Source organism: Microcella frigidaquae (assembly GCF_014200395.1).
Taxonomy (GTDB): Bacteria; Actinomycetota; Actinomycetes; order Actinomycetales; family Microbacteriaceae; genus Microcella; species Microcella frigidaquae.
In genome coordinates, this window is record NZ_JACHBS010000001.1 from 1,598,178 (window position 1) to 1,623,642 (window position 25,465).

The 25,465-nt window shown below is 69.9% G+C and carries 19 protein-coding genes and 1 tRNA gene; 14 read left to right on the top strand and 6 right to left on the bottom strand.

Features of this window, described 5'->3' with window-relative positions; all coding sequences use genetic code 11:
* The first annotated feature begins 9 nt into the window (after positions 1-9).
* From BJ959_RS07890 to BJ959_RS07940, 11 genes are all read left to right on the top strand, one after another.
* Positions 10-3,216, top strand: coding sequence for an HAD-IA family hydrolase (locus BJ959_RS07890; RefSeq protein WP_153982920.1), 3,207 nt, complete (start codon positions 10-12; stop codon positions 3,214-3,216).
* Positions 3,216-4,862, top strand: coding sequence for an ABC1 kinase family protein (locus BJ959_RS07895; RefSeq protein WP_153982919.1), 1,647 nt, complete (start codon positions 3,216-3,218; stop codon positions 4,860-4,862). The genes BJ959_RS07890 and BJ959_RS07895 overlap by 1 nt, the downstream gene beginning before the upstream one ends.
* A gap of 38 nt (positions 4,863-4,900) precedes the next feature.
* Positions 4,901-5,959 carry a type II glyceraldehyde-3-phosphate dehydrogenase gene (locus tag BJ959_RS07900; protein WP_153982918.1) on the top strand — a complete coding sequence of 353 codons (1,059 nt, stop codon included), beginning with the start codon at positions 4,901-4,903 and terminating at the stop codon, positions 5,957-5,959.
* The gene (locus BJ959_RS07905; RefSeq protein ID WP_033107642.1) at positions 5,949-6,233 is read left to right on the top strand and encodes a DUF2933 domain-containing protein; all 285 of its coding nucleotides are present in this window, start codon (positions 5,949-5,951) and stop codon (positions 6,231-6,233) included. Before BJ959_RS07900 ends, BJ959_RS07905 begins: the two co-directional genes overlap by 11 nt.
* On the top strand, positions 6,230-7,249 hold the full coding sequence (locus BJ959_RS07910) for an EamA family transporter (protein WP_153982917.1): 1,020 nt from the start codon (positions 6,230-6,232) through the stop codon (positions 7,247-7,249). Before BJ959_RS07905 ends, BJ959_RS07910 begins: the two co-directional genes overlap by 4 nt.
* Positions 7,246-8,769 carry a multicopper oxidase family protein gene (locus BJ959_RS07915; protein ID WP_153982916.1) on the top strand — a complete coding sequence of 508 codons (1,524 nt, stop codon included), beginning with the start codon at positions 7,246-7,248 and terminating at the stop codon, positions 8,767-8,769. Before BJ959_RS07910 ends, BJ959_RS07915 begins: the two co-directional genes overlap by 4 nt.
* Entirely contained in the window at positions 8,766-8,933 is a 168-nt protein-coding gene (locus BJ959_RS07920) for a hypothetical protein (RefSeq protein ID WP_153982915.1), read from the top strand. Before BJ959_RS07915 ends, BJ959_RS07920 begins: the two co-directional genes overlap by 4 nt.
* A gap of 115 nt (positions 8,934-9,048) precedes the next feature.
* A complete protein-coding gene (locus BJ959_RS07925; RefSeq protein WP_183321936.1) occupies positions 9,049-9,525 on the top strand; it encodes a hypothetical protein in 477 nt (158 codons plus the stop codon).
* Positions 9,526-9,739: 214 nt separating this feature from the next.
* Positions 9,740-13,402, top strand: a complete 3,663-nt coding sequence (gene mobF, locus BJ959_RS07930; protein ID WP_165879055.1) for a MobF family relaxase — start codon at positions 9,740-9,742, stop codon at positions 13,400-13,402.
* A 115-nt stretch (positions 13,403-13,517) separates the two neighbouring features.
* Entirely contained in the window at positions 13,518-13,979 is a 462-nt protein-coding gene (locus BJ959_RS07935; protein ID WP_153982913.1) for a hypothetical protein, read from the top strand.
* A 90-nt stretch (positions 13,980-14,069) separates the two neighbouring features.
* Positions 14,070-14,609 (top strand): hypothetical protein, encoded by a 540-nt coding sequence (locus tag BJ959_RS07940; protein ID WP_153982912.1) that lies wholly within the window; start codon positions 14,070-14,072, stop codon positions 14,607-14,609.
* Between the two features lie 274 nt (positions 14,610-14,883).
* On the opposite strand, the gene BJ959_RS07945 is transcribed toward BJ959_RS07940, so the two are convergent.
* The 4 genes from BJ959_RS07945 to BJ959_RS07960 form a co-directional block, all read right to left on the bottom strand.
* Complete coding sequence (locus BJ959_RS07945) at positions 14,884-17,913, bottom strand: hypothetical protein (RefSeq protein WP_153982911.1); 3,030 nt, start codon at positions 17,911-17,913, stop codon at positions 14,884-14,886.
* 295 nt (positions 17,914-18,208) lie between these two features.
* Positions 18,209-18,282 (bottom strand) — tRNA-Gly (locus BJ959_RS07950).
* Between the two features lie 52 nt (positions 18,283-18,334).
* Positions 18,335-19,591, bottom strand: coding sequence for a hypothetical protein (locus BJ959_RS07955; RefSeq protein ID WP_153982910.1), 1,257 nt, complete (start codon positions 19,589-19,591; stop codon positions 18,335-18,337).
* Positions 19,591-19,851 (bottom strand): helix-turn-helix transcriptional regulator, encoded by a 261-nt coding sequence (locus BJ959_RS07960; RefSeq protein WP_207949344.1) that lies wholly within the window; start codon positions 19,849-19,851, stop codon positions 19,591-19,593. Before BJ959_RS07960 ends, BJ959_RS07955 begins: the two co-directional genes overlap by 1 nt.
* 329 nt (positions 19,852-20,180) lie before the next feature.
* On the opposite strand from BJ959_RS07960, the gene dcd reads away from it, so the two are divergent.
* Entirely contained in the window at positions 20,181-20,780 is a 600-nt protein-coding gene (dcd, locus tag BJ959_RS07965; RefSeq protein ID WP_153982909.1) for a dCTP deaminase, read from the top strand.
* A 21-nt stretch (positions 20,781-20,801) separates the two neighbouring features.
* On the opposite strand, the gene BJ959_RS07970 is transcribed toward dcd, so the two are convergent.
* A complete protein-coding gene (locus BJ959_RS07970; RefSeq protein WP_153982908.1) occupies positions 20,802-21,170 on the bottom strand; it encodes a response regulator transcription factor in 369 nt (122 codons plus the stop codon).
* Between the two features lie 100 nt (positions 21,171-21,270).
* On the opposite strand from BJ959_RS07970, the gene BJ959_RS07975 reads away from it, so the two are divergent.
* Positions 21,271-23,226, top strand: coding sequence for an ATP-binding protein (locus BJ959_RS07975; protein ID WP_243739051.1), 1,956 nt, complete (start codon positions 21,271-21,273; stop codon positions 23,224-23,226).
* A gap of 25 nt (positions 23,227-23,251) precedes the next feature.
* Complete coding sequence (locus BJ959_RS07980; protein WP_153982906.1) at positions 23,252-24,934, top strand: sensor histidine kinase; 1,683 nt, start codon at positions 23,252-23,254, stop codon at positions 24,932-24,934.
* On the opposite strand, the gene idi is transcribed toward BJ959_RS07980, so the two are convergent.
* Positions 24,907-25,455 carry an isopentenyl-diphosphate Delta-isomerase gene (idi, locus tag BJ959_RS07985; RefSeq protein ID WP_153982905.1) on the bottom strand — a complete coding sequence of 183 codons (549 nt, stop codon included), beginning with the start codon at positions 25,453-25,455 and terminating at the stop codon, positions 24,907-24,909. The two genes, BJ959_RS07980 and idi, sit on opposite strands and share 28 nt — an antisense overlap.
* Positions 25,456-25,465: the final 10 nt, after the last annotated feature.

Genomic DNA, 25,465 nt, shown 5'->3' on the forward strand with positions numbered 1-25,465 from the left:
GGCGCCGCGATGACTCCGCGGTCGGCAGAGCGCGGGACTCACCACCTCGATGCCGTCTACGACGCGGTGCTGTTCGACATGGACGGCGTGGTCACGAACACCGCCGCGATCCATGCCGCCGCGTGGAAGCAGCTGTTCGACGAGGTGCTGCGAGACCCGCGTGTGCAGGTGGACGACCCCGAGACGACCTTCGACCCGGTCGCCGACTACCGCCGCTATGTGGATGGGCGAACCCGCGAGGACGGGGTATCGGCGTACCTGACGGCCCGTGGGATCGCCCTGGATGCCGGAGATCCCGGAGACCCACCAACGGCGTGGACGATCGCGGGGCTCGCGGCGCGCAAGAACGAGCTGTTCCTGGCGGAGCTGGGCACCCGCGGGCTGCGCGTCTATCCGGGCACCGTGGCGCTGCTGCATCGCCTGCGGAGCGCGGCCGTTCCGGTCGGGCTGGTCACCGCGAGCCGGAACGCGCAGCAGATGCTCGCCGCCGCAGGACTGGCCGGCTGCTTCGACACCGTGGTGGACGGCCGGATCGCGCTCTCGCATCACCTGAAAGGCAAGCCGGATCCCGCCATGTTCGTCGAGGCAGCCCGGCGACTGGGTGTCGCTGCGGCCCGCACCGCGGTCGTCGAGGACTCGGTCGCCGGCGTGGCGGCCGGGAGGCGCGGAGGGTTCGGCTTCGTCGTCGGCATCGACCGCGCCGGAGCGCGGGAGCAGCTCGAGGCCGCGGGCGCCGACCTCGTCCTGGCCGATGTCGCCGAGCTCGACCTGGGCGTCTCCACCACGGATCCGTGGCGGCTGGTCTACGATGGCTTCGACCCCGCGCACGAAGGGCACCGGGAGGCGCTCACCGCGCTGGGCAACGGCTACCTGGCCACCCGGGGCGCCCGGCCCGAGCACCACGACGACGGCATCCACTATCCCGGCACCTACCTCGCGGGGGTGTACAACCGGCTGGCGAGCACCATCCACGGGCGCGAGCTCGAGGAGGAGCATCTCGTCAACACTCCCAACTGGCTTCCGGTGGACCTCCGCCTCGGAGACGGGCCGTGGCTGTCCACCGGCCAGGTCGTGACGCACAGCGAACGACGCGAGCTCGACCTGCGCCGCGGCCTGGTCGTCCGCCGCGCGGTCCTCACCGGTCCGAACGGGGATCGACTCGACTTCGTGCAGACGACGTTCACCTCCCTGGACGAGCCTCACCTGGCCGTGCTGGAAACCACGCTCACCGCCCCCGACTGGAGCGGCACGGTCACCCTCCGCGCCGGGATCGACGCCGGGGTGCGCAACAGCAACGTGGCCGCGTATCTCGGATCGGACGCCACCCACCTCACGCAGCCGACGTTCCGCCAGGTCGGCGACACCACCCTCTGCGAGGTGTGGACCCGGCAGAGCCGGGTCCACATCGCCACCGCCGTCCGCTCGACCCTCACCGGAACCGACGGCGCGACCGATCACCGCATCGACACGCCATCGCCGCACACCCGGGAGCTGCGCATCCCTCTGGAGCAGGGTCGACCGGTCACCCTCACCAAGACGGCCGCGATCTACACCTCCCACGATCGGGCCATCAGCGAGCCGGGTGGTGCCGCCCTGACCCTGCTCACCGTACGCGGTGGCGACGTCGAGGCGCTGCGGGAACGCCACGCGGCGGCGTGGCGGCGACTCTGGGAACGCTTCGCGGTCACCCTGGACGCCGACACGCACAGCCGACTCATCCTGAACCTGCACGTCTTCCACCTGCTCCAGACCCTCTCGCCGCACACCGTCGAGCTCGACGCCGGGGTGCCCGCCCGCGGCCTGCACGGCGAGGGGTATCGGGGGCACGTCTTCTGGGACGAGGTGTTCGTCCTGCCCGTGATCGCTCTGCGCACGCCCGAGATCAGCCGGGCGCTGATCGACTACCGCTGGCGGCGACTGGACGCCGCCCGCGCCGCGGCGACCGCCGCCGGACTCCGCGGAGCCCTCTTCCCCTGGCAGAGCGGCAGCGACGGTCGCGAGGAGACGCCCGAGGCGCTCTACAACCCGCGCTCCGGTCGGTGGATGCCGGACAACTCCTACCGTCAACGCCACGTCGGCCTCGCCATCGCCTACAACGCCTGGCAGCACTACCAGGCCACCGGCGACCTCGAGTGGCTCGCCGAACGCGGCGGCGAGCTCATCATCGAGGTCACCCGCCTGTTCGCCTCGCTCGCCGAGCACGACAGCGCCACCGACCGCTTCCACATCGCCGGGGTGATGGGACCCGACGAGTTCCATGACGGCGCCGCGGACTCTCCCGGCAGCGGCCTGCGCGACAACACGTACACCAACGTCCTCGTCTCGTGGGTCGCCACGAGAGCGGCCCAGACACTCGCCCTGCTCAACGGGCACAGCGGCGAGATCCTCCGCGACCGGCTCCGCGTCACCGACGAGGAGGTCGAGGGATGGGCCCGGCTCAGCACACGACTGGCGGTGGGGTTCCACCGCGACGGCATCCTCACCCAGTTCGACGGCTATGAGAGCCTGCGGGAGCTGGACTGGGACCACTACCGCGAGGAGTACGGGAACATCGGCCGGCTCGATCTCATCCTCGAGTCCGAGAACGACAGCACCAACCGGTACAAGCTCGCCAAGCAGCCCGACGTCGTCATGCTGGTCTACCTGCTCGGTCACGACGGGCTCCGGGCGCAGCTCGCCACGCTCGGCTACCCGTTCTCCGAGCAGGACCTGACCCGCACGGTCGAGTACTACCTCGCGCGCACCGCCAACGGGTCGACGCTCAGCCGAGTCGTGAACGCCTCCGTCCTGGCCGGCATCGACCCGTCCCGCTCCTGGATCGCGTTCCGCGAGGCGCTGATCGCCGATCTCGACGACTCCCAGGGCGGCACCACCCGCGAAGGGATCCACCTCGGCGCGATGGCCGGCACCATCGACCTGCCCGTCCGCTCCTTCGCCGGCATGGCCCTCGGTGACGACGAGCTCGTCTTCGCCCCCCGACTGCCGCCGAACCTCACCCGGGTCGGGTTCCAGATCCGATACCGCGGCCACCTCGTCGACGTGATGCTCCGTGACCGCAGCCTGGAGCTTCGCGTGCACGCCGGCTCAGCACCCGCGATCCACGTGCGCGTCGGCGCGGTCGCCGTGCCGATCTCGGCCGGACAGACCAAGACGTTCGCGATCGGCCCGGGCACCTCGGCCCGCGACGCGACCAACCGCGGAGGAGGCCTCGACTGATGAGCACGCATCGGAGCCGGTATCGGCGCATCGCCACCATCCTCGAGCACCACGGACTCGGGCTCGGCCTCGGGCTGCTCGGACTGGAGAAGTGGATTCCCTTCAACAAAGGCGTTCTCGGGCATGCGCGCCGGGACGAGCCCTACACCAGTCCGGAACACCTCCGACTCGCCCTCGAGGAGCTCGGACCGACCTTCATCAAACTCGGCCAGCTGCTGTCCACCCGCAACGACCTGCTGCCCGCCGCTTACCTCGCCGAGTTGGTCAAGCTTCAGGACGCCGCGCCGCCCGAGGCCTGGGAGCCGATGAAAGCGGTGATCCGCGAGGAGCTCGGCGCCGACCCCGAACAGCTCTTCGCACAGTTCGACCCGCAACCGCTGGCCGCCGCGTCGATCGGGCAGGCATACGCCGCGACCCTTCACGACGGCACCCAGGTCGTCGTGAAGGTCCGCCGCCCCGGAGCGGTCGCCCAGATCCACGAAGACCTGGAGATCCTGCAGAACCTCGCCGAGCGCGCCGACAAGCGGTGGGATGCCGCCCGCCAGTACAACCTGCCGGGCATCGTCGAGGAGTTCTCCCGCACGCTGCGCGCCGAGCTCGACTATCTGCAGGAGGGCCGGAACGCGGAGCGGTTCGCCGCCGACTTCGCCGACTCACCCGACGTCGCCGTCCCTCAGGTGTTCTGGGAGACGACCACGTCACGCGTGCTGACCCTGGAACGGATGCACGGCATCCGAGTCGACGACCTGCCCGCTCTGGACGCGGCCGGCATCGACCGGAACCAGCTGGCCAGGCGAGGCGCAGACCTCATCCTCACCATGGTGTTCGAGAACCGCTTCTTCCACGCCGACCCGCACCCGGGCAACCTGTTCATCCAAACCGACGGATCCATCGCCCTCATCGACTTCGGCATGGTCGGCCAACTCGACGAAGAGGTCACCGAGCAGCTCTCCGACGTGCTGCTCGCCTTCACCCGCGGAGACTCCAACGCGCTCGCCACCGCCCTGCTCGCGCTCTCGATCACCAAGAACACCTCCGACCGCGGCGAGCTCGGCCGCTCCCTGGACGTCTTCGTGTCGCGGTATCTCGGACGCCCCCTGTCCGACATTAACCTCAGCCACCTGCTCGGAGAGCTGCTCGCCCTGCTGCGACACCACCACCTCCAGCTGCCGCAGCAGACCGCTCTGCTGTTCAAGGTCCTGATGATGGGCGAGGCACTGGCGGCACGGCTCGACCCCGAGTTCGAGATGCTGCAGGCGCTCACCCCCTTCTCGGAGCGGATCGTGCAGCGACAGTTCTCCCTCCCCGCCCTGGCGAAACGCTGGGCACAGGCATCCGCGGATGCCGGAGCACTGCTGCTCGAGCTGCCCGGAACACTCAAGCAGCTCCGGCGGGTGCTGGAGAACGGCGGCCTCGAGGTGCACCTGCGCGCGGCCGAACTGGAACCGCTCGTGGGACGGGCTGAACGGATCGGCAATCGCCTGATCGCCGGCATGATCACCGCCGCCCTGATCAGCGGCATCGGCGAACTCGTCAGCGGGAACACGAGATGGCGCTCGCGGGAAGGCGTCATGATCGGCGCCGGCGCGAGCGTGGTCACCGCACTCGGCGGCTACCTGCTCTGGACCACGCGGCGACGGCGATGACCGCCGCGGCTCCCATCCCTCATCAGAAAGGCACGCACATGAACACCATTCGAGTCGGCGTCAACGGCTACGGCGTCATCGGCAAGCGCGTCGCCGACGCGGTCCTGCTGCAGTCGGACATGGACCTGGTCGGCGTCGCGGACATCGCCACCGACTGGCGGATCAAGTCCGCAGCGAACCGCCTGCCCGTGTTCGCCTCCACCATCGAGGCGCAGCAGGCCATGCGGGGCGCCGACGTGCCCGCACAGGGAGTGCTCGACGACCTTCTCGCGCAGTGCGACGTCGTCGTCGACACCACCCCCAAGGATGTGGCAGCGGGAAACCTGGAGCGCTACCGCGCCCTCGGCGTCAAGGCAGTGCTCCAAGGGGGCGAGTCCCACTCCACCACCGGCCACTCCTTCGTCGCCCAAGCCAACTACGCCAGCGCCATCGGCAGGGACAGCACCCGGGTGGTCTCCTGCAACACCACCAGCATCGTGCGGATCCTCGGCGCGCTGGATGCGGCCGGACTCCTGCTGCGCGCCCGCGGGGTGCTCATCCGCCGCGCCACCGACCCGTGGGAATCGCACCTCGGCGGGATCATGAACACGATGGTCCCAGAACCGACCATCCCCTCTCATCAGGGCCCCGACGCACAGACCGTGCTCCCCGGACTCGATGTCGTCACCATCGCCGCCAAAGGCGCCCACACGCAGACCCACAGCCACTACTGGACGCTGCAACTGACCCGGGAGGCGACCCGCGACGAGGTGCTGGACGCCCTGCGCGCCGCGCCCCGCATCGCGTTCATCCGGATGTCCGACGGCCTGGTCGCCCTCAACTCCACCGTCGAGCTGATGCGCGATCTCGGCCGCCCCCGGGGAGACATGTGGGAGGTCGCCGTGTGGGAGGACCTGGTCACCGTGAACGGCAGCGAGGCCTACCTCGCCTACCAGGTCTACAACGAGGCCATCGTCGTGCCCGAGACGATCGACGCGATCCGCGCGCTGACGGGCACCGTCCCCGACGCCGCGACCTCGATCCGCCTCACCGACGAGAGCCTCGGCATGCGCCAGGACTTCCTCACACCGGCGGAGGAGCCCGACCATGACCGGTGACCACCAACCGCCCGCCGACCATCCCGGCGAAGGCGACCCGCGGCGACGGATGCCTGTGACGGCGTGGCTGATCATCGGGATCTCCGTGCTCGGGATCGCGATCTACCTGTTCATCGACCACCTTCCCCACGTCGTCGCAGTGCTGCCCTACGTCGCGATCATCGGCATGGCCGCCATGCACCTGTTCGGCCACCGCCACCACACCGGCGCCCACGACTCGAATCATCGACGCCACGGGGGCGACAGCGGGACCGACACGCGAGAGTCGTCGTGAACACCGTCGTCCGCCCCCTCGCGGACGCCAGCCGGCACGGGCACCCCCGACCGCTGCGGATGCTGTGGGTCACGCTCGCCTGGGGGTCGTGCTTCGTCGCGATCACCGTCGGCCTGCAAGACGCCCCGCCGCTGTGGCTCGCGGCACTGCGAGCCCTCATCGCCGGGGTCGCGCTCGCAACCGTCGCCGGCATCCAGCGGGCACCTCTTCCCCGCGACCCGAAGACATGGGCACTGATCGGCTGCCTCGGACTGGTGAACATCGCCCTGGCATTCGCGACGATGTTCGTCGCCGCCACCGGACTGTCGACCGGGATTGCCTCGGTGCTCGCCAACGCGCAGCCAATCCTGATCCTGCTGCCCGCGTGGTGGCTCTACCGCGAGCGTCCCACCCCGGCCGCGATCGCCGCGATCGGCCTGGGCTTCACCGGCCTACTCATCATCGTCCTTCCCTCCGGGCTCGGCACCGGAGCGTGGCTCTCACTGACCTCCGCCGCCGCGATCACCGCAGGCACCCTCATCGGACGGATCGTGCACGCAGACGTCCGAATCGTGGCGGCAGCTCAGCTGCTCATCGGAGGTGCGATCCTCGCCGGCACCGCAGCCGTCACAGAAGGGCCGCCCACGATCGACTGGAACATCCAGTTCATCCTCACCCTGCTGTTCCTATCACTGGTCGGCACCGCCGCCACCACGGTCGCCTGGTTCACCGAGATCGGACGTGCCCGGCTCGACCTCCTCGCCGCGTGGACGCTGCTCGTGCCGGTCTTCGCTACCCTGCTGTCGCTGCTGATCCTGCGCGAGGACCCGGGCCTGTGGGGCTGGATCGGGACCGTGATCGTGCTGATCGCAATGGCGTTGCTCGCCATCGGATCCAGGCGCTCAGAGCCCTCGGCCGTCACGGCAACCGGCAATCGTGCCCCACGAGCCTCCGCCGATCATGCGACGTCCGACCCGGACGGCCTCCCTGACGAAAACCACGGCCCGCGCTCCCGGCCGGAAAGGAAACAACGATGAACCCGTCGCCCGCCCCACGCCCCCGCTTCCTCCTAACTCGGCGAGGGTTCCTCGGCGTCAGCATTGGCGCCGTCGCGACGGTCGCGCTGGCATCCTGCGCGCCGGCGGCGAACTGGGTGCAGCCCGACGGCGCCCAGGTCCAAGGCGCCGAGCGGCGCCGCGGCGGCACCGGGAAGGTCACCACCGCGACCCTCACCGCCGCCCCGACCGTGCTGGACCTAGCCGGGGCGACCGCGCCGACCTGGGCGTTCGGGTCTGTTCCGGCGCCCGTGATCCGTCTCGGCGCCGGAGACACTCTGAAGGCCACCGTCCGGAACCAGCTCGAGGCGGACACCTCCGTGCACTGGCACGGGCTCGCGCTGCGCAACGACATGGACGGCGTCCCGCCGGTCACCCAGCAGCCCATCAAGGCCGGGGCCAGTTTCGACTACGAGTTCATCGCGCCCGATCCCGGCACCTACTGGTTCCACCCCCACGTCGGCGTGCAGCTGGACCGTGGCCTGTACGGGGCGCTGATCGTCGAGGACCCCGCCGAGCCCGGCGGGTACGAGGACGAGTGGGTCATCATCCTCGACGACTGGCTCGACGGCGTCACCGCCACCCCCGACGACGTCCTTGACGAGCTGTCCGCCGGGATGGGCGACATGGGCGGGATGGGCGACATGTTCATGCGGATGGGCAACACCCTCATGGGCGCCACCTCCGACCTGCTCGGCGGCGACGCCGGCGACGTCTACTATCCCCTCTACCTCGTCAACGGGAAGCCCCCCGCCGACCCGACCCAGTTCACCGGGCGGGCCGGCGAGAAGGTGCGGCTGCGGATCATCAACGTCGGCAGCGACACCGCGTTCCGCCTCGCCATCGGCGGTCACACGCTCACCATCACCCATACCGACGGATTCCCCGTGGAACCGGTCGAAGTCGACAGCATCCTCATCGGCATGGGCGAACGCTACGACGCGATCATCACCCTGGATGACGGCGCGTTCCCCCTCATCGCTCAGGCCGAGGGCAAACGCGATCGCGGTTTCGCCGTCATCCGCACCGGCAGCACCGCGGCAGCACCGACGGCCGATGTGAGCATCCCGGAGCTCACTAGCAGCCGGATCGGGACCGCACGGCTACTGACGGCAGAAAGCAGCGTTGCGCTGTCCCCACGGCAGCCTGATCGGACCGTGGCGATCACTCTCACCGGAGATATGGCCGACTACGACTGGGGCATCGACGGGCGACGGTTTGACATGAATCAGCCCCTCGACGGCGCGCACGAGATCCGCGAAGGCGAACGCGTCCGGTTCACGATCACTAACGACACCGCGATGTGGCACCCATTCCATCTACACGGTCACACCTACCAGCACGAAGGCGGCGGCCCGCGGAAAGACACCTCGATCATCCTGCCCAAGCAGACCCTCACCGTCGACTTCGACGCTGACAACCCAGGCCTCTGGGTCGCCCACTGCCACAACATCTACCACGCCGAGTCCGGCATGACGACGGTCATCGGATACCGGCAGTGACCAGCGACGTGGAGAACGAAGGAAGGCTCGCGGTCGGTACCGACGATAGCTCCGGAACCCACATCGCCTATCACCAACCCATCATGATCCTCGACGAGTTCGACGCGGTCTGCGGTATCGCTGCGACGGTCCTGCCTCGACCGTACGAGGCGACGCGATCTTGACAACTCACGCCACGCTTCGATGACACAACACTTAGGCGACTCCGCGGGCTGGAGACAGTCCTCCCGGCGCCTCGGCCCTAACCTCATCTTGCTTGCACACGACCTTGGCGTTTCTGTGTCTTTGCAGGAATGGACGCGCCGTCGACGGTTCTCACTTGCGGACGCGCGACCGCAGGCTGCTCTGGCATCTCGCATTGAATCGAGTGCGCCCGTTGTCTACTTCGCCGAGGTTGCGGACGCGCTTCGGTGGTTTCGGGGCGCGGACTCTTCAATCGCGTACACGTGGGCGCTCGAAGACGGTCGCGGCATCCATGTGGCGGAGAGCAGCTGGGCATTCCCGACGATCGTGATGGCCGAGCGGGATGCTCGGACCATCCAAGAGTTTGCCGAAGACCTGACGCTGCACTTCATCACGACGGAGGAGCGTCACACCTTGTGGAACGCGGAACGAGACAGAAGGCCAGTCCTGCATTCTCCCGAACCGTACTCCAACCGTGAAGATGCTCTCCGGGCAGCGACTGTGGCAGTGGGCCTACTACCCGTTGCGTCTGTCGCGGCCCATGCCATTGCCGCCGACGAGCAGCGACGCTGAGGAGTCCAACCGGAGCCCGCTCCAGGGTGCGCATCTCTCCTCTCGTCCCTCGAGCAGGGCGCGGGAAAAGGTTCCTGCTTGTGCAACGGTGAGCCCGGTGACCAGCCAAGATCCGTGTTCGCGATGGTGACCACCGGTAGCTAAGCTGCTCTTTTTGCGATCTCGGACGTCGCGACGCACCTCATGTCCGGAGGTCGTGCGAGTGACGATGTCGATGCGGGTGATGTCCGCCGGGGCGGCGTACCGCTACCTGTTGAAGTCGGTGGCCGTCGGCGATGGCAGCCGCGACATGACCGCTCCGCTGATCCGCTACTACACGGCCAAGGGTACCCCGCCCGGCCGGTGGTTCGGCTCCGGGGTGCCCGCACTCGGCATCCCGGGCACTCGTGTCGTCGAGGGCCAGGAGGTCACCGAGGAGCAACTGCGGCGCCTGCTCGGTGAGGGGCGCGACCCGCTGACCGGTGCCCCGCTCGGCCGGGCGCACCGCGACTTCGCCACCGATGCAAACGGCGCCCGCCGTCGCGCCGTCGCGGGCTACGATCACACGTTCTCGCTGCCGAAGTCGCTGAGCGCCCTGTGGGCGGTCGCCGACGCCGGTACCCAGGCGCTGATCGCGACCGCCCATCACGAGACTATCCGCGACATGCTCGCCATCATCGAGCGCGACATCGCGGCGACCAGGACGGGGTCGAAAGGTCCCGACGGCGCGGCAGCACAGATCCCGGTGCGCGGCGTCGTGGCGACCGCCTTCGACCACTACGAATCCCGCGCCTCCGACCCCCACCTGCATACCCACGTTGTGATCGCCAACCGGGCGCAGGGTCCAGACGGACGGTGGCGTACCCTCGATGGCCGACCGATCCACGCTGCCGTGGTTGCGCTGTCGGAGACCTACACCGGCATGCTCATGGACCGGGTGCACCGCGAGCTCGGGGCGGTGTGGGAGCAGCGGGACCGGGGCGAGCGGCGAACTCCGGCCTGGGAGATCAAGGGGGTCCCGGAGGAGCTGATCGCGGAGTTCTCCTCCCGATCGCACGACATCGACGCCGAGCACGAGCGCCTGATCGCCGCCTACAAGGCCGAACACGGCCGCCGCCCGTCCCGGCAGACCATCATCCGGCTGCGGCAGCAGGCGACCATCAGCACGCGGCCGTCCAAGACCCTGCACTCGCTGGCCGAGCTGACCCGGCAGTGGCGTACCCGCGCGACCAGCATCCTCGGACGCGACGCGACCAGGTGGGCGGTGGGCCTCGCCGGCGCACCTCACCCGGTGCGCACGCTGCGTGCCGACGACTGGACCACGGTCGATATCAACACCGTCGCCCGTGCGGTGCTCCAGGCTGTGGGCGAGAAGCGGTCGACCTGGCGGCGGTGGAACCTCATTGCCGAGGCGGCCCGGCAGATCGTCGAGCACCGCTTCGCCTCAGCCCTCGATCGCGATGCGGTGCTGCAGCGGGTCGCCGATGCCGCCGAGGCCGGCTCGCTCCGGCTCACCCCGCCCGAGCTGGCCCCGACTCCGCCGGCGTTCATCCGGCCGGACGGGTCGAGCATGTTCCGCCCTGTCGGATCGGTCGTGTTCAGCAGCGAGCGGATGCTCGGCGCCGAGGAGACGCTGCTGCGCGCCTCCCGCACCCGCGGCGGACCGATCCTGACCGAGGCGGCGATCCTGCGTGCCGCACGCCGCCGCGACGAGCGCGGTCGCCGTCTGGCCGACGACCAGCTCACCGCCTTGGCCCGCATCGGGGGCTCCGGCCTTGTGTTGGACCTGCTGGTCGGCCCGGCCGGGACCGGCAAGACGACCATGCTCTCGGCGTTGCGCCGCGCCTGGGAACAGGTGCACGGCCGCGGCTCGGTGATGGGCCTCGCCCCCACCGCGGCGGCGGCCGATGTGCTCGGGCAGGAGCTGGGGGTGACGGCTGAGAACACGATCAAGTTCCTCTACGAGACCGACCAGGCCACGGACCGCCGTGCCGAGCTCGAGGCGCTGACTCGGCTGCTGCGCGGGGTGAGCGCGGTCGGCGGCCCGGCCGACGTCTGGGAGGCGAGGCTGCGGGCGGCATCCCCGCGGGTCGCGGACGCGGCGAAGAAGGCCGGGCTGCTGGATCCCGGCCGCAGCTCCAAGTCGCTCGAGCGCATGATCCGCAACCGCCTGGACACGCTCCGCAACCGGATCGGCCAGTGGCAGCTCCAGCCGGGGCAGCTGCTCATCGTCGACGAGGCTGCGATGGTCGGAACCTTCGCGCTGGAACGGCTCGCTCTCGAGGTGCACCGGGCGCGTGCGAAGCTGCTGCTGGTCGGTGACGCCGCGCAGATGCAGCCCATCGACTCCGGCGGCGCGTTCGGCATGCTCGCTAACGAGCGCGACGACACACCTACGCTCGTGGACGTGCGACGGTTTGCCGCCGAATGGGAGCGGGACGCCTCGCTGCGACTCCGCCTGGGTGATGAAGCCGTGTTGCAGGACTACGCCGAGCACGATCGGATCGTCTCCGGCGGCTACGAGCAGATGGTCGAGGCGGCCTATGCCGCCTGGCGTGCGGACGTGGCAGCCGGACGCCGCTCGATCCTCGTCACCGAGACCCTGCAGGCGGTCACCGAGCTCAACGAGCGCGCTCGCTACGATCGCGTCACCGCAGGCAAGGTCACCGCTGGCGGGCTGCGGCTGCACGACGGCACCACGGTCGGCGCCGGCGATCTCATCATCACCCGCAAGATCGAGCGTCGCCTGACCACCGGCCGTGGCTGGGTGAAGAACAACGACAGATGGGTCGTCACCGCGACCCATCTCGACGGCTCCCTCACGGCCCGCCGCACCACCCGCCGCAGAGTCGGCTGGGTGCGGCTGCCGGCCTGGTATGTGGCCGCGCACGTCGACCTCGGCTACGCCGTCACCGTGCAGCGCGCCCAGGGGCTCACCGTCGACACCTCGCACGCGCTGGTCGCCTCTCAGGCCATGACCCGTGAGGCGCTCTACGTCGCCCTCACCCGCGGCCAGCATGCCAACATCGCCTACGTCGCCGTCGACGAGGCCCACCTCGAGGAGCACCAGCGCCGCCCGGAGCACGTCATGCCCGACGCTCTGGCGGTGCTGAACCGGATCCTGCACAACACCGGCGCCGAGCTGTCCGCCAGGGATACGCTCGCCGCCGAACACGAGCGGTGGGCCGGGATCGCCCAGCTCGCGGCCGAGTACGACACCATCGACGCCGACGCCGGCCGCCACCGCTGGGTCGCACTCTTGACCGCATCCGGGTTGACCGAGCAGCAGCTCGATGACGTCCTGGCCTCCGACTCGGCCGGGCCGCTGTTCGCCGAGTTCCGCCGTGCCGAAGCCGATCGCGTCGATCTCGCCGCCGCCCTGCCCGTCCTCGTCGCCCAGCGATCGCTCTATGACGTGGAGGACATCGGTGCGGTCCTGCTGCACCGCTTCACCAACAGTGAGCTGCCGCGCGCCAAGGGCGTTCCGCGTCTCATCGCCGGTCTCATCCCCGAAGCCGCCGTCCCGGCTGACGACGCCACCCGGGCGGCGCTGACCGAGCGTGCCAGGCTAATCACGAAACGGGCGCGCTCCCTCGCCGAGACCGCCATCACGACCCGACAGCCCTGGACTACACAGCTCGGCCCCGCACCCGACGACCCGACCCGACGTGAGGCGTGGCTGCGCTTGGCGACGACCGTCGCCGCCTACCGCGACCGGCACAGTGTCACCGACTCGGTTCCGCTCGGAAGCGAGACGCCGGAGGACTGGCCACGCACCCGGGACCGTGACCTCGCCCGCCGGGCCTTGACCCGCGCCGCCCAGCTCACCGCCGAGGCGCATGCCCGGTCCGAGCGGGACGCTCCGACCCTGGCTGGCCTCGCCGCGTCGGCCCTCTGACAGTTGCCCACAGGCACTCCCTCGCGCCGAAGTTATCCACAGCACGCGGGCGACAGCGCCGCCGCCGACGCCTACCGTGAGGGAGGCCAGCCACAAACCCGAGAGGAGCCGTCCGATGATCATCGCCGTCCTGATCCTGATCTACTTGTTCCTCCGGCTCGTTCCCCCGGTCGCATGGTTCTGTCAGACCTTCTTCCCGAGCAACATCGTGCTCAACCACTTCCGCCAGCGCGACCGCCTGAGGTGGGGCGTGCCCGTCGGGCTCGCCGGGGTCGCCGTCTACTACCCTCTCTTCTTGATCCTGTCCGCCGAGAACCAGCAGTGGGGCTGGCTGGACTGGCTACGCATCCTGCTCGGCATGTTCTCGGTGATCAGCCTGGCCAAGTTCGCCCTCTTCGTCCCGTTCAGCATCGTGCTCCTGGTCGGCCACAGCGTCCGCGAGGCGATCCTGATGTGGCGGGTCCGTCGCCAATGGCGCCGCGAGGCGAAGGCCGCCGGCAACCCGACACCGGACTACACCGCCGAGCAGCGGGAGCAGCTGCGCGCCTCGGCCCGGCAGGCCCTCGCCACCCGCTGAACCGCCCCCAGCATGCCGAGTTCCTGAGCGGCTGATCCGCGCCCGAGGCGCGGCGGGCACTTGTGTCGCACACGACACGGGAGCCCCTCCATGTCCGCCACCCACCCGGCACCGTTCGGCCGCACGGCGCGCAGCGCGGATGAGATCCTCGCCGATGCGCGCGCCGCCACGGATTTCTGGGCCGGCCTCGAGCACCTCGACGCCGCTCGGCGAAACGCCATCCTCCGCGAAGCCGAACCCTCCCGGCAGATCGACGTTCCGATGAGTTCGCCGCCGCCGGCCGCAGCCCTGCTGCCGCCGCCGCGGCTGGGCCGACAAGAGCACGCCCGAGAGCACGCCCTGGAGCGCCGCCGGCTGCAGCTCTGGCTCGAGCGCGCCACGCACCCCACCCACCAGCTGCTGAGCCGCCTGCGCGCGGAGCGTGATGCCATCCGCACCGAGGCCAGCGAACCCCGGCGGCCGCGGGTCCGCTACGTGCGCGGCGAGATCAATCCCGTCGGCATGAGCTACCAGCGGGCGCCGGACATCGCGATCGCCTGCCTCGATCGCGAAGCCGAGCTCGCGGGCGAGCCTATGGCGACCCGCGCCCGCGTCGTCGACGGACTCCCCGCGCTGGGCCTCGGGAGCTGAACCGGACGACGCCCGCCGCGTGGCCATGCGCGAGCCGGCGTTAAGGCAGGGGCGCCGACACACGGGCCTGCTTCCAGCCGCTCTTCCAGGCGCCGGGAGGCGCCCGCCAGGGCAGAGGACGGCTGCGACCCTCGGGTGCTGCGGCGGCGCTCGACAAGGAACCGCGTTGTCGAGACGTCATGATCCATCGTGACATGGTGGCTGCGCGCCGCATGCAGCACTGCTGCCCGCACCCCAACGGCGCGGGCAGCAGTGCTGTTGCGTTACCAGGTGCTCAGGGTGTGTCGGAGGAGCCGAGGTCAAGCCCGTCGATGTCCTCCAAGCCGCCGTACTCGAGGTCCTCCTCGCGGACGTAGCCGTTGCGCTCACGGAGGATCGCCAGACGTCGACCGAAGACGAGAGCGGCGGCGCCAGCGAGCAGGAACACGCCGCCGGCGATCCCCACCGGCCAGATCCAGTCGCCGGTCCCGGTGTAGGCCAGCTTGTCGGTCGGCGGCTGCGGCGGGGGCGGCGCGGGGACATCGGTCACCGTCGTCGTCTCGCCGGGTGCTCCGCACAGGCCGCGGCTGAGGATCTCGCCTTCGGAGTCGCGGACGGTCTCGATCCAGTAGTAGGTGCCGACGTGCTCGAACACGACCGGCTCGGAGAGGTAGTCGCCAGGCCCGTCGAGCGGGATCGGCTCGCCGGCGTAGACGAGCTCCTCCGCCGTGCAGACCGGGGCGTCGCCGTGCTGCCGGTACGCCTCGAACGCCATGGTGGCTCCCTCCGGCACCGTGCCGGAGACGATCGCGGTGTCGGTGGCCGGTTCGCCGAGCACCACGGTCGGGGTCGCGAGGGTCGTCACCGTCAGCTCCACGGGCTGCTCGGTCACCACGGTCGTCTCCCCGGGCGCCCCGCAGCTGCCCTCGACGAGCACCTCGCCGTCGGCGTCGTAGAGCGTCTCGATCCAGTGGACGCTGCCCGCCGCATCGACGCTTGTCGACCCGGACCTGTAGACGCCCGGCTGGGTGACCGGGATCGGGTCGGAGACGTAGAACGCCTCCTCGCAGACCGCCGCCTCGCCGTCGGGCACCGGGCCGTAAGCACGGAACACCAGCGTCGCGCCGTCCGGGATCGTGCCCTGCACGAGCGCCATGTCGTCGAACGGCTCACCGACCAGCGCGGCCGGGGTGGCCTGCGTGATGACCGTCGGCGGTGTCGCCGGCGGGGTGGCCGGGGGCACGTAGAACCGCTCGAGGATGTCGGCCGGGCTTGAAGTGTAGGGCTGGACGCGGTCGTCGCCGGCGAAGCTGGTGACGACGACGTAGTAGCCCGCCTCGGTCGGAGTGATCCGGTCGCCGTCCTCGTAGCCGAGCCGGTAGACGCCGTTTCTGGCGGGCGTGGTGATGCTGGTCAGCACCGGCGCGTCCGACAGATCCAGATCGTCGGTGAGCACCGCGTCCGTGTCGAACGGGCCGTACACGGTGTGCACGAGCTCGTCGACGTCGGCCAGCCAGTAGCCGTCGCCGTGGAAGTCGCCGTGGTCGGCCGGGAACCCGGAGACCGTGACGATGTCGAACGCCCTGCCGCCGGGGTGCACGTTGTACTCGCGCAACTCGGAGGTGGTGTGGATCGGCCAGCGCACCGAGGTCGATTCGGTCGGCACGCCGTAGTCGTCCGACCAGCCGGAGGCGAGGTAGTCGCGCACCCACTCCGGCTGGGATGACTTCTTGACCTCCCACACCCACGTCACGAACCCGGCCGCCGGGGCGGTGACGACGGGGGAGATGTAGCTCCCCGGTCCGGTCGCCGTCACCGTGACGGTGCCGATCGGCACCGCGTCGAGATCCACGGCCGCGTTCTGAGTCGGCGGTCGGGTGCCCGGCACCTGGTAGAGGGTGCCCTCGAGGACCACCGGGATCGGCTGCCCGTCGACCTTCAGCCACGGGCCGTTCACGCTCGAGACCACGAGCCGGTCCGTCAGCGGGTCCCCCGGGACGACGAGGCGCTGCTGCGCGGTCGAGACCGCCTTCGGCTGGAACGGGACCACGCTCGTCTCGGTCACCTGCCCGAATCGGTCCGTGTAGGAGCCGATGAGGTAGCGGCCGAGCTCGCCCTGCGCGTCCTTGTCGATCTCCCACACCCAGGTGTAGAACCCGGACGAGGGCGCGGTGATCGAGCCGGCAGAGGTGTAGTCGCCGGCGCCGGCGAGGGTGAGCTCCTCCACGCCGGCGACGGGCGCGCCGATCGGCGGGGAGTCCGCCTCGGCGGGCTGCTCGTCGAAGGGTCCGAAGAGCGTCCCGGCCGCGGTGATCGGGATCCGGGCGCCATCGAGGATCGTCCAGGTGCCCTTGGTCACGGACACCGTCAGCTGGTCCACGAAGGGGTCGCCCTCAGCGACGAACCGCGAGGCGACCTGCGTGCCGATCACGGGCTGGAAGTCGAGGTCGATCCGCGGCGTCTGCGCGGAGGCGGAGAGGCTCCCGGGCGACCCAGCGACCGCCGCAATCGTGCGCTGCTCGCCGGCGCCGGCCATGTACAGGTCGACCTTCGCCCCGTAGCCCTCGGCCGCGACCGACATCGACGCGCCGATCTCATACCAGGGCGCCCCGTCGGCCGGCGTGCCGGTGATCCCGAACTGGCCCGCCCCCAGCGTGCGCGAGGTCGTGCCGTTGTCGAAGACCGCGCCGGACAGGTTCGCGGTGCCCTGCAGATGCGAGGGGTGCGCCGCCACGGTCAGCGTGCCCGTGTACTGATCCACCATCTCGATCGACAGCGACAGCGACGGGTCCGTCACCGCGTACGCGGGCGCCTCCGCCCGCATCTGCGCCAGCAGCCCCAGGATCGTCGATCGGGCCCCGCTCGGTGCCCGGGCGATGTAGTAGGCGTCCCCGCTCATCCCATGACTGTTGTAGGTCCCGGCATCGGCGATCGACCACACGAACATCGCCACGGCCGACGTCACGTTCGGATCCCCGGACTGCCCCCATCGGGCCATGACGTAGTTCAGCTCGGCCAGCTGCTGGCGCGACAGCGAGTCCAGCGAGGTCACGGTGTGCGGTCCCGACGTCGGGGACAACGGCACGTCCAGCCCGAGGTCGATGCAGTACACCTGGCGGCCGTCATCGGCCTGGTAGGCGCCCAGCCAGCCCTGACCGATGTCATAGCCCACACCGCGACTGCCGGCCTGCGCCGGCTGCGTGGCGACGAACAGACCGCTGAACGCCAGCAGCAGCGCGACCACCACCGACAGCACCGCGCGCAGGCGGGTCCTCCGCGGCGGATCGCCGACCCCGGCCGGCCCGGGCAAGATTGCAGACGACATGGACTCTCCTCCTGTGAGTGGGTTAGGCGGCGAGTGCCGCCAGGAGAGGAGGTGGGAGTCTGGCCTCGGGTGCCGATCAGATAGCGTCTGCGAACCGGCGGCGGTGCGGGTGATTCACCCGAACCGGCCGAGGGGGCAACGGCTAGCGGCCAGGACCGCAAGGCATACAGCCGACGAGGGGTGATCCGGCGAGAGCCGCCGCCGCCTGCCTCGAAGGAGCCCTGCGGAGAACCGCTGACGCGAGGGCTCTGACGCGCGCACTTGACCCCACGTCGAGCATGCCCGAGACATCACATGGAGGGGACGACGGGAATCGAACCCGCGTTGGCTGCTTGGGAAGCAGCCGTCCTACCATTGAACGACGTCCCCGAGTAGGTGTCCCCTAGCCTACCGGACGGCGGCCAATCTCTGGGCCGGCTCGTTACGACGGCACGCTCCGACGCTCCAGTGATCCGCTCAGCGCAACGAGCGACTCGGCGCCGATGACCTTCTCCTCAGCACCGGTGTAGTGCCTGGTGGTGGTCCGCTTGCTCTCGTGGGCGGGGACTTCCTGGGCCGTGTCCGCGCCGAGGGCAGCGGCGGCCGACTTCCGCATCGAGCGGTAGACGAACATGTCCTGGGGCACGCCGAGGGCGTCGAGCTCAGCCTCGTGCGCCTTGCGGAACTGCCGAGCCAACGACTGCGGCCGCTCCGGGTACATTCCCTTCCCGGCTCGCGTCACGAACAGCAGATCACCGCGAGAGTCAGCCATCCGCCTCTTGAGCACGGCGTGCACGTCGTCGCTCGCAACCTCGATCAGCCGCTCCTGATTCTTTCCCTTCAGCTCGGACTGTCGGTAGAGACCTCTCTCCTTGGTATGCGTCATCGTGCCGTTGATGGAGACGTGCTCGGTCAATGCGCCGGCCTTGTTCGGCCGGAGGACGACATCCTCCCGCCTGATCGCCAACGCTTCGGAGAGCCGGATGGTCAGTCGGTTGGTGAGGATGAGCAGATCTGCGAGCAGGCGCACGTCGGGTCGCGCCCCGGGCTTGCTCCCGCGGTCCTCCTCCCAGGCGAGTACGAGCTGGATGATGACGGCGAGGTCGTCGTCGCTCAGCACGATCAGCTTCGAGGCCGGGCGGTGGAGGGCGAGCATCTTGATCGACGGCACCGGGCTCGCTCCAGGCGCGACGACCCCATGCAGGATCGCGAGGTCGAACATCCCGGCGAGCACGCTGCGGGCCATCAGGGCCTCGTGGTTCGACTTCGTGCGCGCAACCTCGTGGAGGAAGTTGTAGATGCGCGCTGGCGTCAGCGAGGCGATCCGCACCTCCCAGAGTAGGGGCTTGATGGTGCTGTGGAGCGTCCCCTCGTAGCGGTCGATCGACTGCGGCTTGATCTTGCCCGGCTGCGGGTCGTCCTCGTCCCACTGCCGATTCTTGCGGAGGTCCAGCAACCATTCGACGGCGAGCTGCTCGATAGTCCCCGCAGGGTCGACCTGCTGGAATACGCCGCCCCAGATGACGTGGGCCTTGCGCTCCAGGTCATCATGTGCAATCTCGGGAGACGCGCCCCACCCTTGGATGTGGTGCGCACGCCCTACGCCGTCTCGGATGATGGTGTCGGCGCGGAATCGCTCGCCGTACTGCTGGATGTTGACCTTGCCGAGCTCGCCCGGCTGCTTCTTGGGCCTGGGCATCACGACCCCCGTCGCTGGGCGATGAGCCAGTCCCGCACGTCCGCGGGGAAGTAGCGGACGCGGTTACCGGCGATCTTGACGTAGACCGGTCCTCCGGCCTTGCTCGACCTCCACACGTCGAGGGTGTGCCGGGTGAGTCCGAGGAAGGCGGCCGTCTCCTCGACCGTCCACATGATCGGTGCGCCGTCGGCGGTCAGGTCGAGCCGGGTCGGATCGAGCGGTGCCGGCTCGCCGCCGGCGGGGGTCGTGCGCTGTGCCATGCGCCCCAGGTGCGCGCGACGTGCAGACAGTTCCGGTCGAGTAGAACGTCGGGCACGTCTGGAGGCAGAACGGTGACGTCGGAGGGCCGATTCAGGGCCGAAATCGGGGTTTCTCCGTCGAAAATCCGTCGAATGCAGTGCCATCAGTGGCCTCCAGTGAAGTCGGAGACACCACTGGAGCCTTGCGATTGCAGGGCTCAGGCGGATTGGGCCAGAGGAGGGGTGGAGTTGGGGTGATGAAGCTGGAGTTCTGCCATTGAACTACATCCCCATGCGGCACCGGGGCGCCACGGCCCCAGTGTAGCGAACGCGCTCGCTAGGCTGGCCGCATGCTGCTGAGCGACCGTGACATCCGGGCCGAGCTGACTTCCGGCCGCATCGGCCTCGACCCGCTCGATCTCGCCATGGTGCAGCCCTCGAGCGTCGACGTGCGGCTCGATTCGCTGTTCCGGCTCTTCGACAACCACAAGTACCCGTTCATCGACCCCTCGCTCGATCAGCCTGAGCTGACCCGACTGGTCGAGGCGAAGCCGGGAGAGCCGTTCATCCTGCACCCGGGTGAGTTCGTCCTGGGTGCCACGCTCGAGCAGGTGACGCTGCCCGACGACGTGGCGGCGCGGCTCGAGGGCAAGAGCTCGTTGGGCCGCCTCGGCCTGCTGACGCACTCGACGGCGGGCTTCATCGATCCGGGCTTCACCGGTCACGTGACCCTGGAGCTCAGCAACGTGGCAACGCTGCCGATCATGCTCTGGCCGGGCATGAAGATCGGGCAGCTGTGCTTCTTCCGCCTCAGCTCGCCGGCCGAGCATCCGTACGGCACCGGCGACTACCTGAACCGCTACCAGGGCCAGCGGGGGCCGACGGCGTCGCGCTCATGGCAGAACTTCCACCGCACCGAGGTGCCACCGCACGGCAACGACGGGCACTAACCCGCACCCTCGTGAAGCCGACTACTCCTTCTCGACGAGCGCGGCGATGCGCTCGATGAGGTCGCGCGAGCTGAACGGCTTCACGATGTAGTCGTCGGCTCCGGCCGAGTACGCACGGTCGATGTCGCTCTGCTGCGACTTCGCGGTGAGCATGAGCACCTTGACGGCGTGGTCGGGGTCGTCGGCCCGCAACTGCTCGAGAACCTCGATGCCGCTGACGCGGGGCATCATCCAGTCGAGCACGATAACGGCCGGGCGGCGTTCGCGCAGGATGTCGATGGCGGTCTCGCCGTCGGTGGCGCTCTCGACCGCGTGCCCGGCGGCGCGCACTCGGTTCTCCAAGAGCAGCAGCACGTCGGGTTCGTCCTCGACGATCAACACCTCAGCCATCACACCCCCAATCATCCTCGGCTGCGGCTAGTCTCTCACGCAGCACCGCTTTCGAACCATGCCGGGCCCGAGTCCGCGGAAGGAGTTCGACGTGAGCATCATGCAGCGGCTCGCTTCGTTGCCAGACAACGTCCGGCGCGCGACGATCGCCCTGCTCCTCCTCGCGACCGTCCCGACCGCCTACCTGGCCGTCGCCTTCAGTGTTGCCGACCCCCTGCTCGCCGCCTGGTGGCCCGCGGCCGGGCTCTCGGTGATGGCCGGGATGCTCGCGCGCGGCCGCGGACGGTGGGTGGTCATCCTGCTCGTCGCTCTGGCGACCGGCAGCGGCAACCTGCTCGCCGGGCGCGACCCCCTCTTCGCCTTCCTGCTCGGGCTCGGCAACAGCGTCGAGGTCATGGTGATCGCCGCGCTGCTCGCACCGGCGGGTGCCGCGCTGCGGATCGCCTCTCTGCGCACGGCCTCGCGCTTCATCGTCGTGGCGCTCATCGGCGCCATCGGGGCGGGCGTGGCTCTGGGTGCCGTCGCCACCGTCTTCCTGCAGCGGCCGTTCGTCGAGGCGGCTGTTCAACTCACCGCCTCTCATGCGTCGGCGACCCTCGTGACGCTGCCGCTCGTGCTGGTTCCCCTCGTCGACGGCCGCCCGATGCGGGCTCTCGAGGTCGCGGTGCAGTCGCTGGCGCTGGGCGGCCTGGTCGCGGTGGTCTTCTGGCCGGGCAACGACTGGCCGACGGCATTCGTGCCGGTCGTCGCCCTCCTCTGGGCGGCACTGCGGTTCTCGCTCATCGTCACCGCGCTGCAGCTCGCGGTCACGGCGATCGCGGTCATTGTGCTCACAACGCTCGGCGGCGGTCCGTTCGCCGCGGTGAGTGATGACATGCGTGCGCCCGTCGTGCTGATCCAGATCTTCCTCCTCGTCTATGCGACCAGCGCTCTGCTCATCGCGGGGGCGCGCAGCGACTGGTTCCAACTGATCCGGCGGCTCAAGGCGCAGGAGGAGGCGCTCCGGCAGGGCATCGTGACGGCCGATGCGGGCATCGTGATCCTCGACCGCTCGCTCGATGAGCCGCATCCGGTGGCCATCAATCCTCGGGCCCGGGAGATCCTGCAGGGCGAGCTGCCGCCCTACGCGATCCCCACCCTCGACGCTGCGATCGCTGCCGGCGCGACCACCCGCGTCGAGTTCGAGCGGGCGGGGCATGCCTTCGAGGCGGTGCTTGCCGGCACGGGGTCGGCGGGCGGCGCCGATCTGATCTCGATCGTCATCATCGATGTGACCGAGCGCGAGGAGCGCGAACGGCAGGCGCGGGAGCTCTCGGAGGAGCTAAGCCGCCTGAACGCGCAGAAGGACGACTTCATCGCTGCGGTCAGCCACGAGCTGCGGACGCCGGTGACGAGCATCATCGGCTTCAGCGAAGACCTGGATGACGGTCGGCTGCCGCCCGAGCTCGCGGCCTCGGGTTCGATCATCGCCCGCAACGCCCGCCGCCTCGCCGATGTGATCGAGGATGTCCTCGAGCTCAGCCGCCTGAGCGCGCTCGGTGGCCCGCTTCCCCCGCCCGCCGACGTTGACCTCGTGCGTTTGGCCCACGAGTGCGCCGGCGACGCCCAGGGCCTGGCGCTCGGTCGGCGGGTTCGGGTCGACGTCGCCGACGACGCACCGGCGTCGCTGGTCGTGCGCTCCCGCGAACGCGACCTGGTGCGGGTGTGCGCCAATCTCCTCTCCAATGCGGTGAAGTTCTCGCCCGACGACGCGGTCATCGAGGTGGCGCTCGCTCCCGCGGACGACGGGGGTGCGATCGTGCGCGTCATCGATCATGGTGTGGGCATCCCGGAGGAATTCCGCGACATGGTCTGGGAGCGGTTCACCCGCGCGCCGGTCGAGTCCCACCGGCTCGTGCCCGGTACCGGGCTCGGCCTCCCGATCGTCAAGGCCCTCCTGGAGTCGCGGCTCGGCGGGTCGGCCCGCCTGCTCGAAACCCCGGGCGGCGGAACGACCGTCGAAGTGGTGCTCCCCGCGGCCGCTCCGGCCGTATCATCGGCTCACACGGTCGTCTGACCGCCTCCCCGAGCGAGGATCACCCATGGACGAACGGGGCATCGCCGCCCGCATCCACGACCTGCCCCCATGGCAACGGCGGGCGGTCATCGCCCTTCTCCTCCTGGGCATGGTCATGTTGTCCTGGGTCGGCCTCAACGCCGTGACTCCGGATATTCCCATCGCGCTCTGGTGGCCGGCGGCAGCCTTCGCCGTCGTGGCCGTGGTGGCCAGTCGTGGGCGCCGCCTCGGGGTCACGATCCTTGTCGCCGTCATCTTCACCCTCCTCAATGACAGTGTCGGCCGACCCCTCGGGCTGAGTACCGCCTACGGCGTTGCCAACGCAATCGAGGCAGCGGTGGTGTGCTGGTGGCTCACGCGGCATCGCCCCTTCCCGCGCATGGTCACCCTCCCCGAGGCGGGCCGCTTCCTCGTGGCGGCCGGTATGGGAGCTGCGGTGATCGCCGTCCTCGCCGGAAGCGCAGCCGCCGTCTTCGTCGGAGCCGACCTCCTCGTGATCGTGCCGTCTCTGTTCACCTCCCACGCGAGCGCGATCTTCGCGATCGTGCCGCTCTTCCTCGTGCCGCTCACCGTGCCCCTCCGGGCGCCGGTGTGGGAGCCGATCGTGCAGTCGATCGCCCTGGTGCTCCTGACCTTCGTCGTCTTCGCTCCGGCGGCCGCTCTCGCTCTGACCTTCTTCATCATCACGACCCTGATGTGGGGGGCGTTCCGCCTCCCGCCGCTGGCGCCGGCGATCCAGACGATCCTTCTCGCCTTCGTCGCCACCCTTGCGACCTCGGTCAACGTCGGGCCGTTCGCCGAGCTCGTCGACCATGACTTCCGCGGGGCGATCATCGCCCTCCAGCTGTTCATCATGACTCACGCCGCCGCCGGCGTCTTCGTCGCCGGGCAAGCCCACGACTGGACGGCCACGACCGAGGCCCTGGCCGATCGCGAGCGCGACGCGCAGCGGGTCGCGGAGGATCTCCGACGCCTCAACCAGCAGAAGGACGACTTCATCTCCGCCGTCAGCCACGAGCTGCGCACGCCCGTGACGAGCATCATCGGGTTCTCGGAGACCCTGCTCGAGGGCGACCCGGATCCGGAGGTGAAGCAAGCGGGCCAGGTGATCTACCGCAACGCCCGACGTCTCGCCGATGTCATCGAGGATGTGCTGGAGCTCAGCCGCCTGAGCACCCAGCGCGCGAGCAGCCGTACGGCGGAGACGGTCGACCTCGCGCGTCTGCTGCGGCACTGCATCGAGGACACCGTCGGCATCGTGCCGGCCGACCGCCAGGTGCACGTCGAACTCGTCGGCGCTGAGCACCCCGTGCTGGTGGAAGCGGTCGAGCAGGACATCGTGCGGGTCTGCTCGAACATCCTCTCGAATGCCATCAAGTTCAGTCCTGCGGGCGGCGCGGTCTCCGTCGTGGTGACCGGCCATTCCGCTGATGTTCAGATCACCATCACCGATGAGGGGCCGGGCATCCCGCTGGAGGAGCAGGAGGCGATCTGGAGTCGCTTCTACCGGGTGCAGTCGCCCGCGCATCGCGCAGTGCCGGGGACCGGCCTCGGGCTGCCGATCGTCCGCAGCCTGATGGAAGGCCGGATCGGGGGGACGGTCGCCCTGAGTTCGGACGGCGTTCGCGGCACGACGGTCACGGTTCGCATCCCCCGGACGCCGCCGCCGACCGCGGCGCTTCAGCTGCCGGTCGACTCCGCGGTGTAGCCGCCCTGCCAGGCCGCCAGCTGCCAGCCCAGCCAGGGGCTGAAGGCGAAGGGCGCCGCAGCGACGGCCGACCGCAGCTCGACCGGGTCGAGCCAGGCCCATTCGGCGACCTCGTCGGCGGCCGGCCGCGGGTCGTCGGACGCGCGAGCGGTGTAGACCGGGCAGACCTCGTTCTCGACGACCCCGGAGGCGTCGATGGCGCGGTATCGGAAGTCGGGCAGTGCGACGCGGACGTCGGTGAGCGCCAGACCCAGTTCCCGCTCGGCACGGCGTGCGATCGCCTCCACCGTGTCCTCCCCCGGGGCGGGGTGCCCGCAGAACGAGTTGGTCCAGACTCCGGGCCAGGTCTTCTTGCTCAGGGCCCGGCGGGTCACCAGAACCCGCCCCTGCGGATCGAACACGTGGCACGAGAACGCCAGATGCAGGGGAGTGTCTGCCGTGTGGACGGTCGCCTTCGGCGCCTCGCCGATCACGGTGCCGTCATCGGCGAGCAGGACGACGGTTTCGGGGGTTTCGCTCATGGGCCGGGGT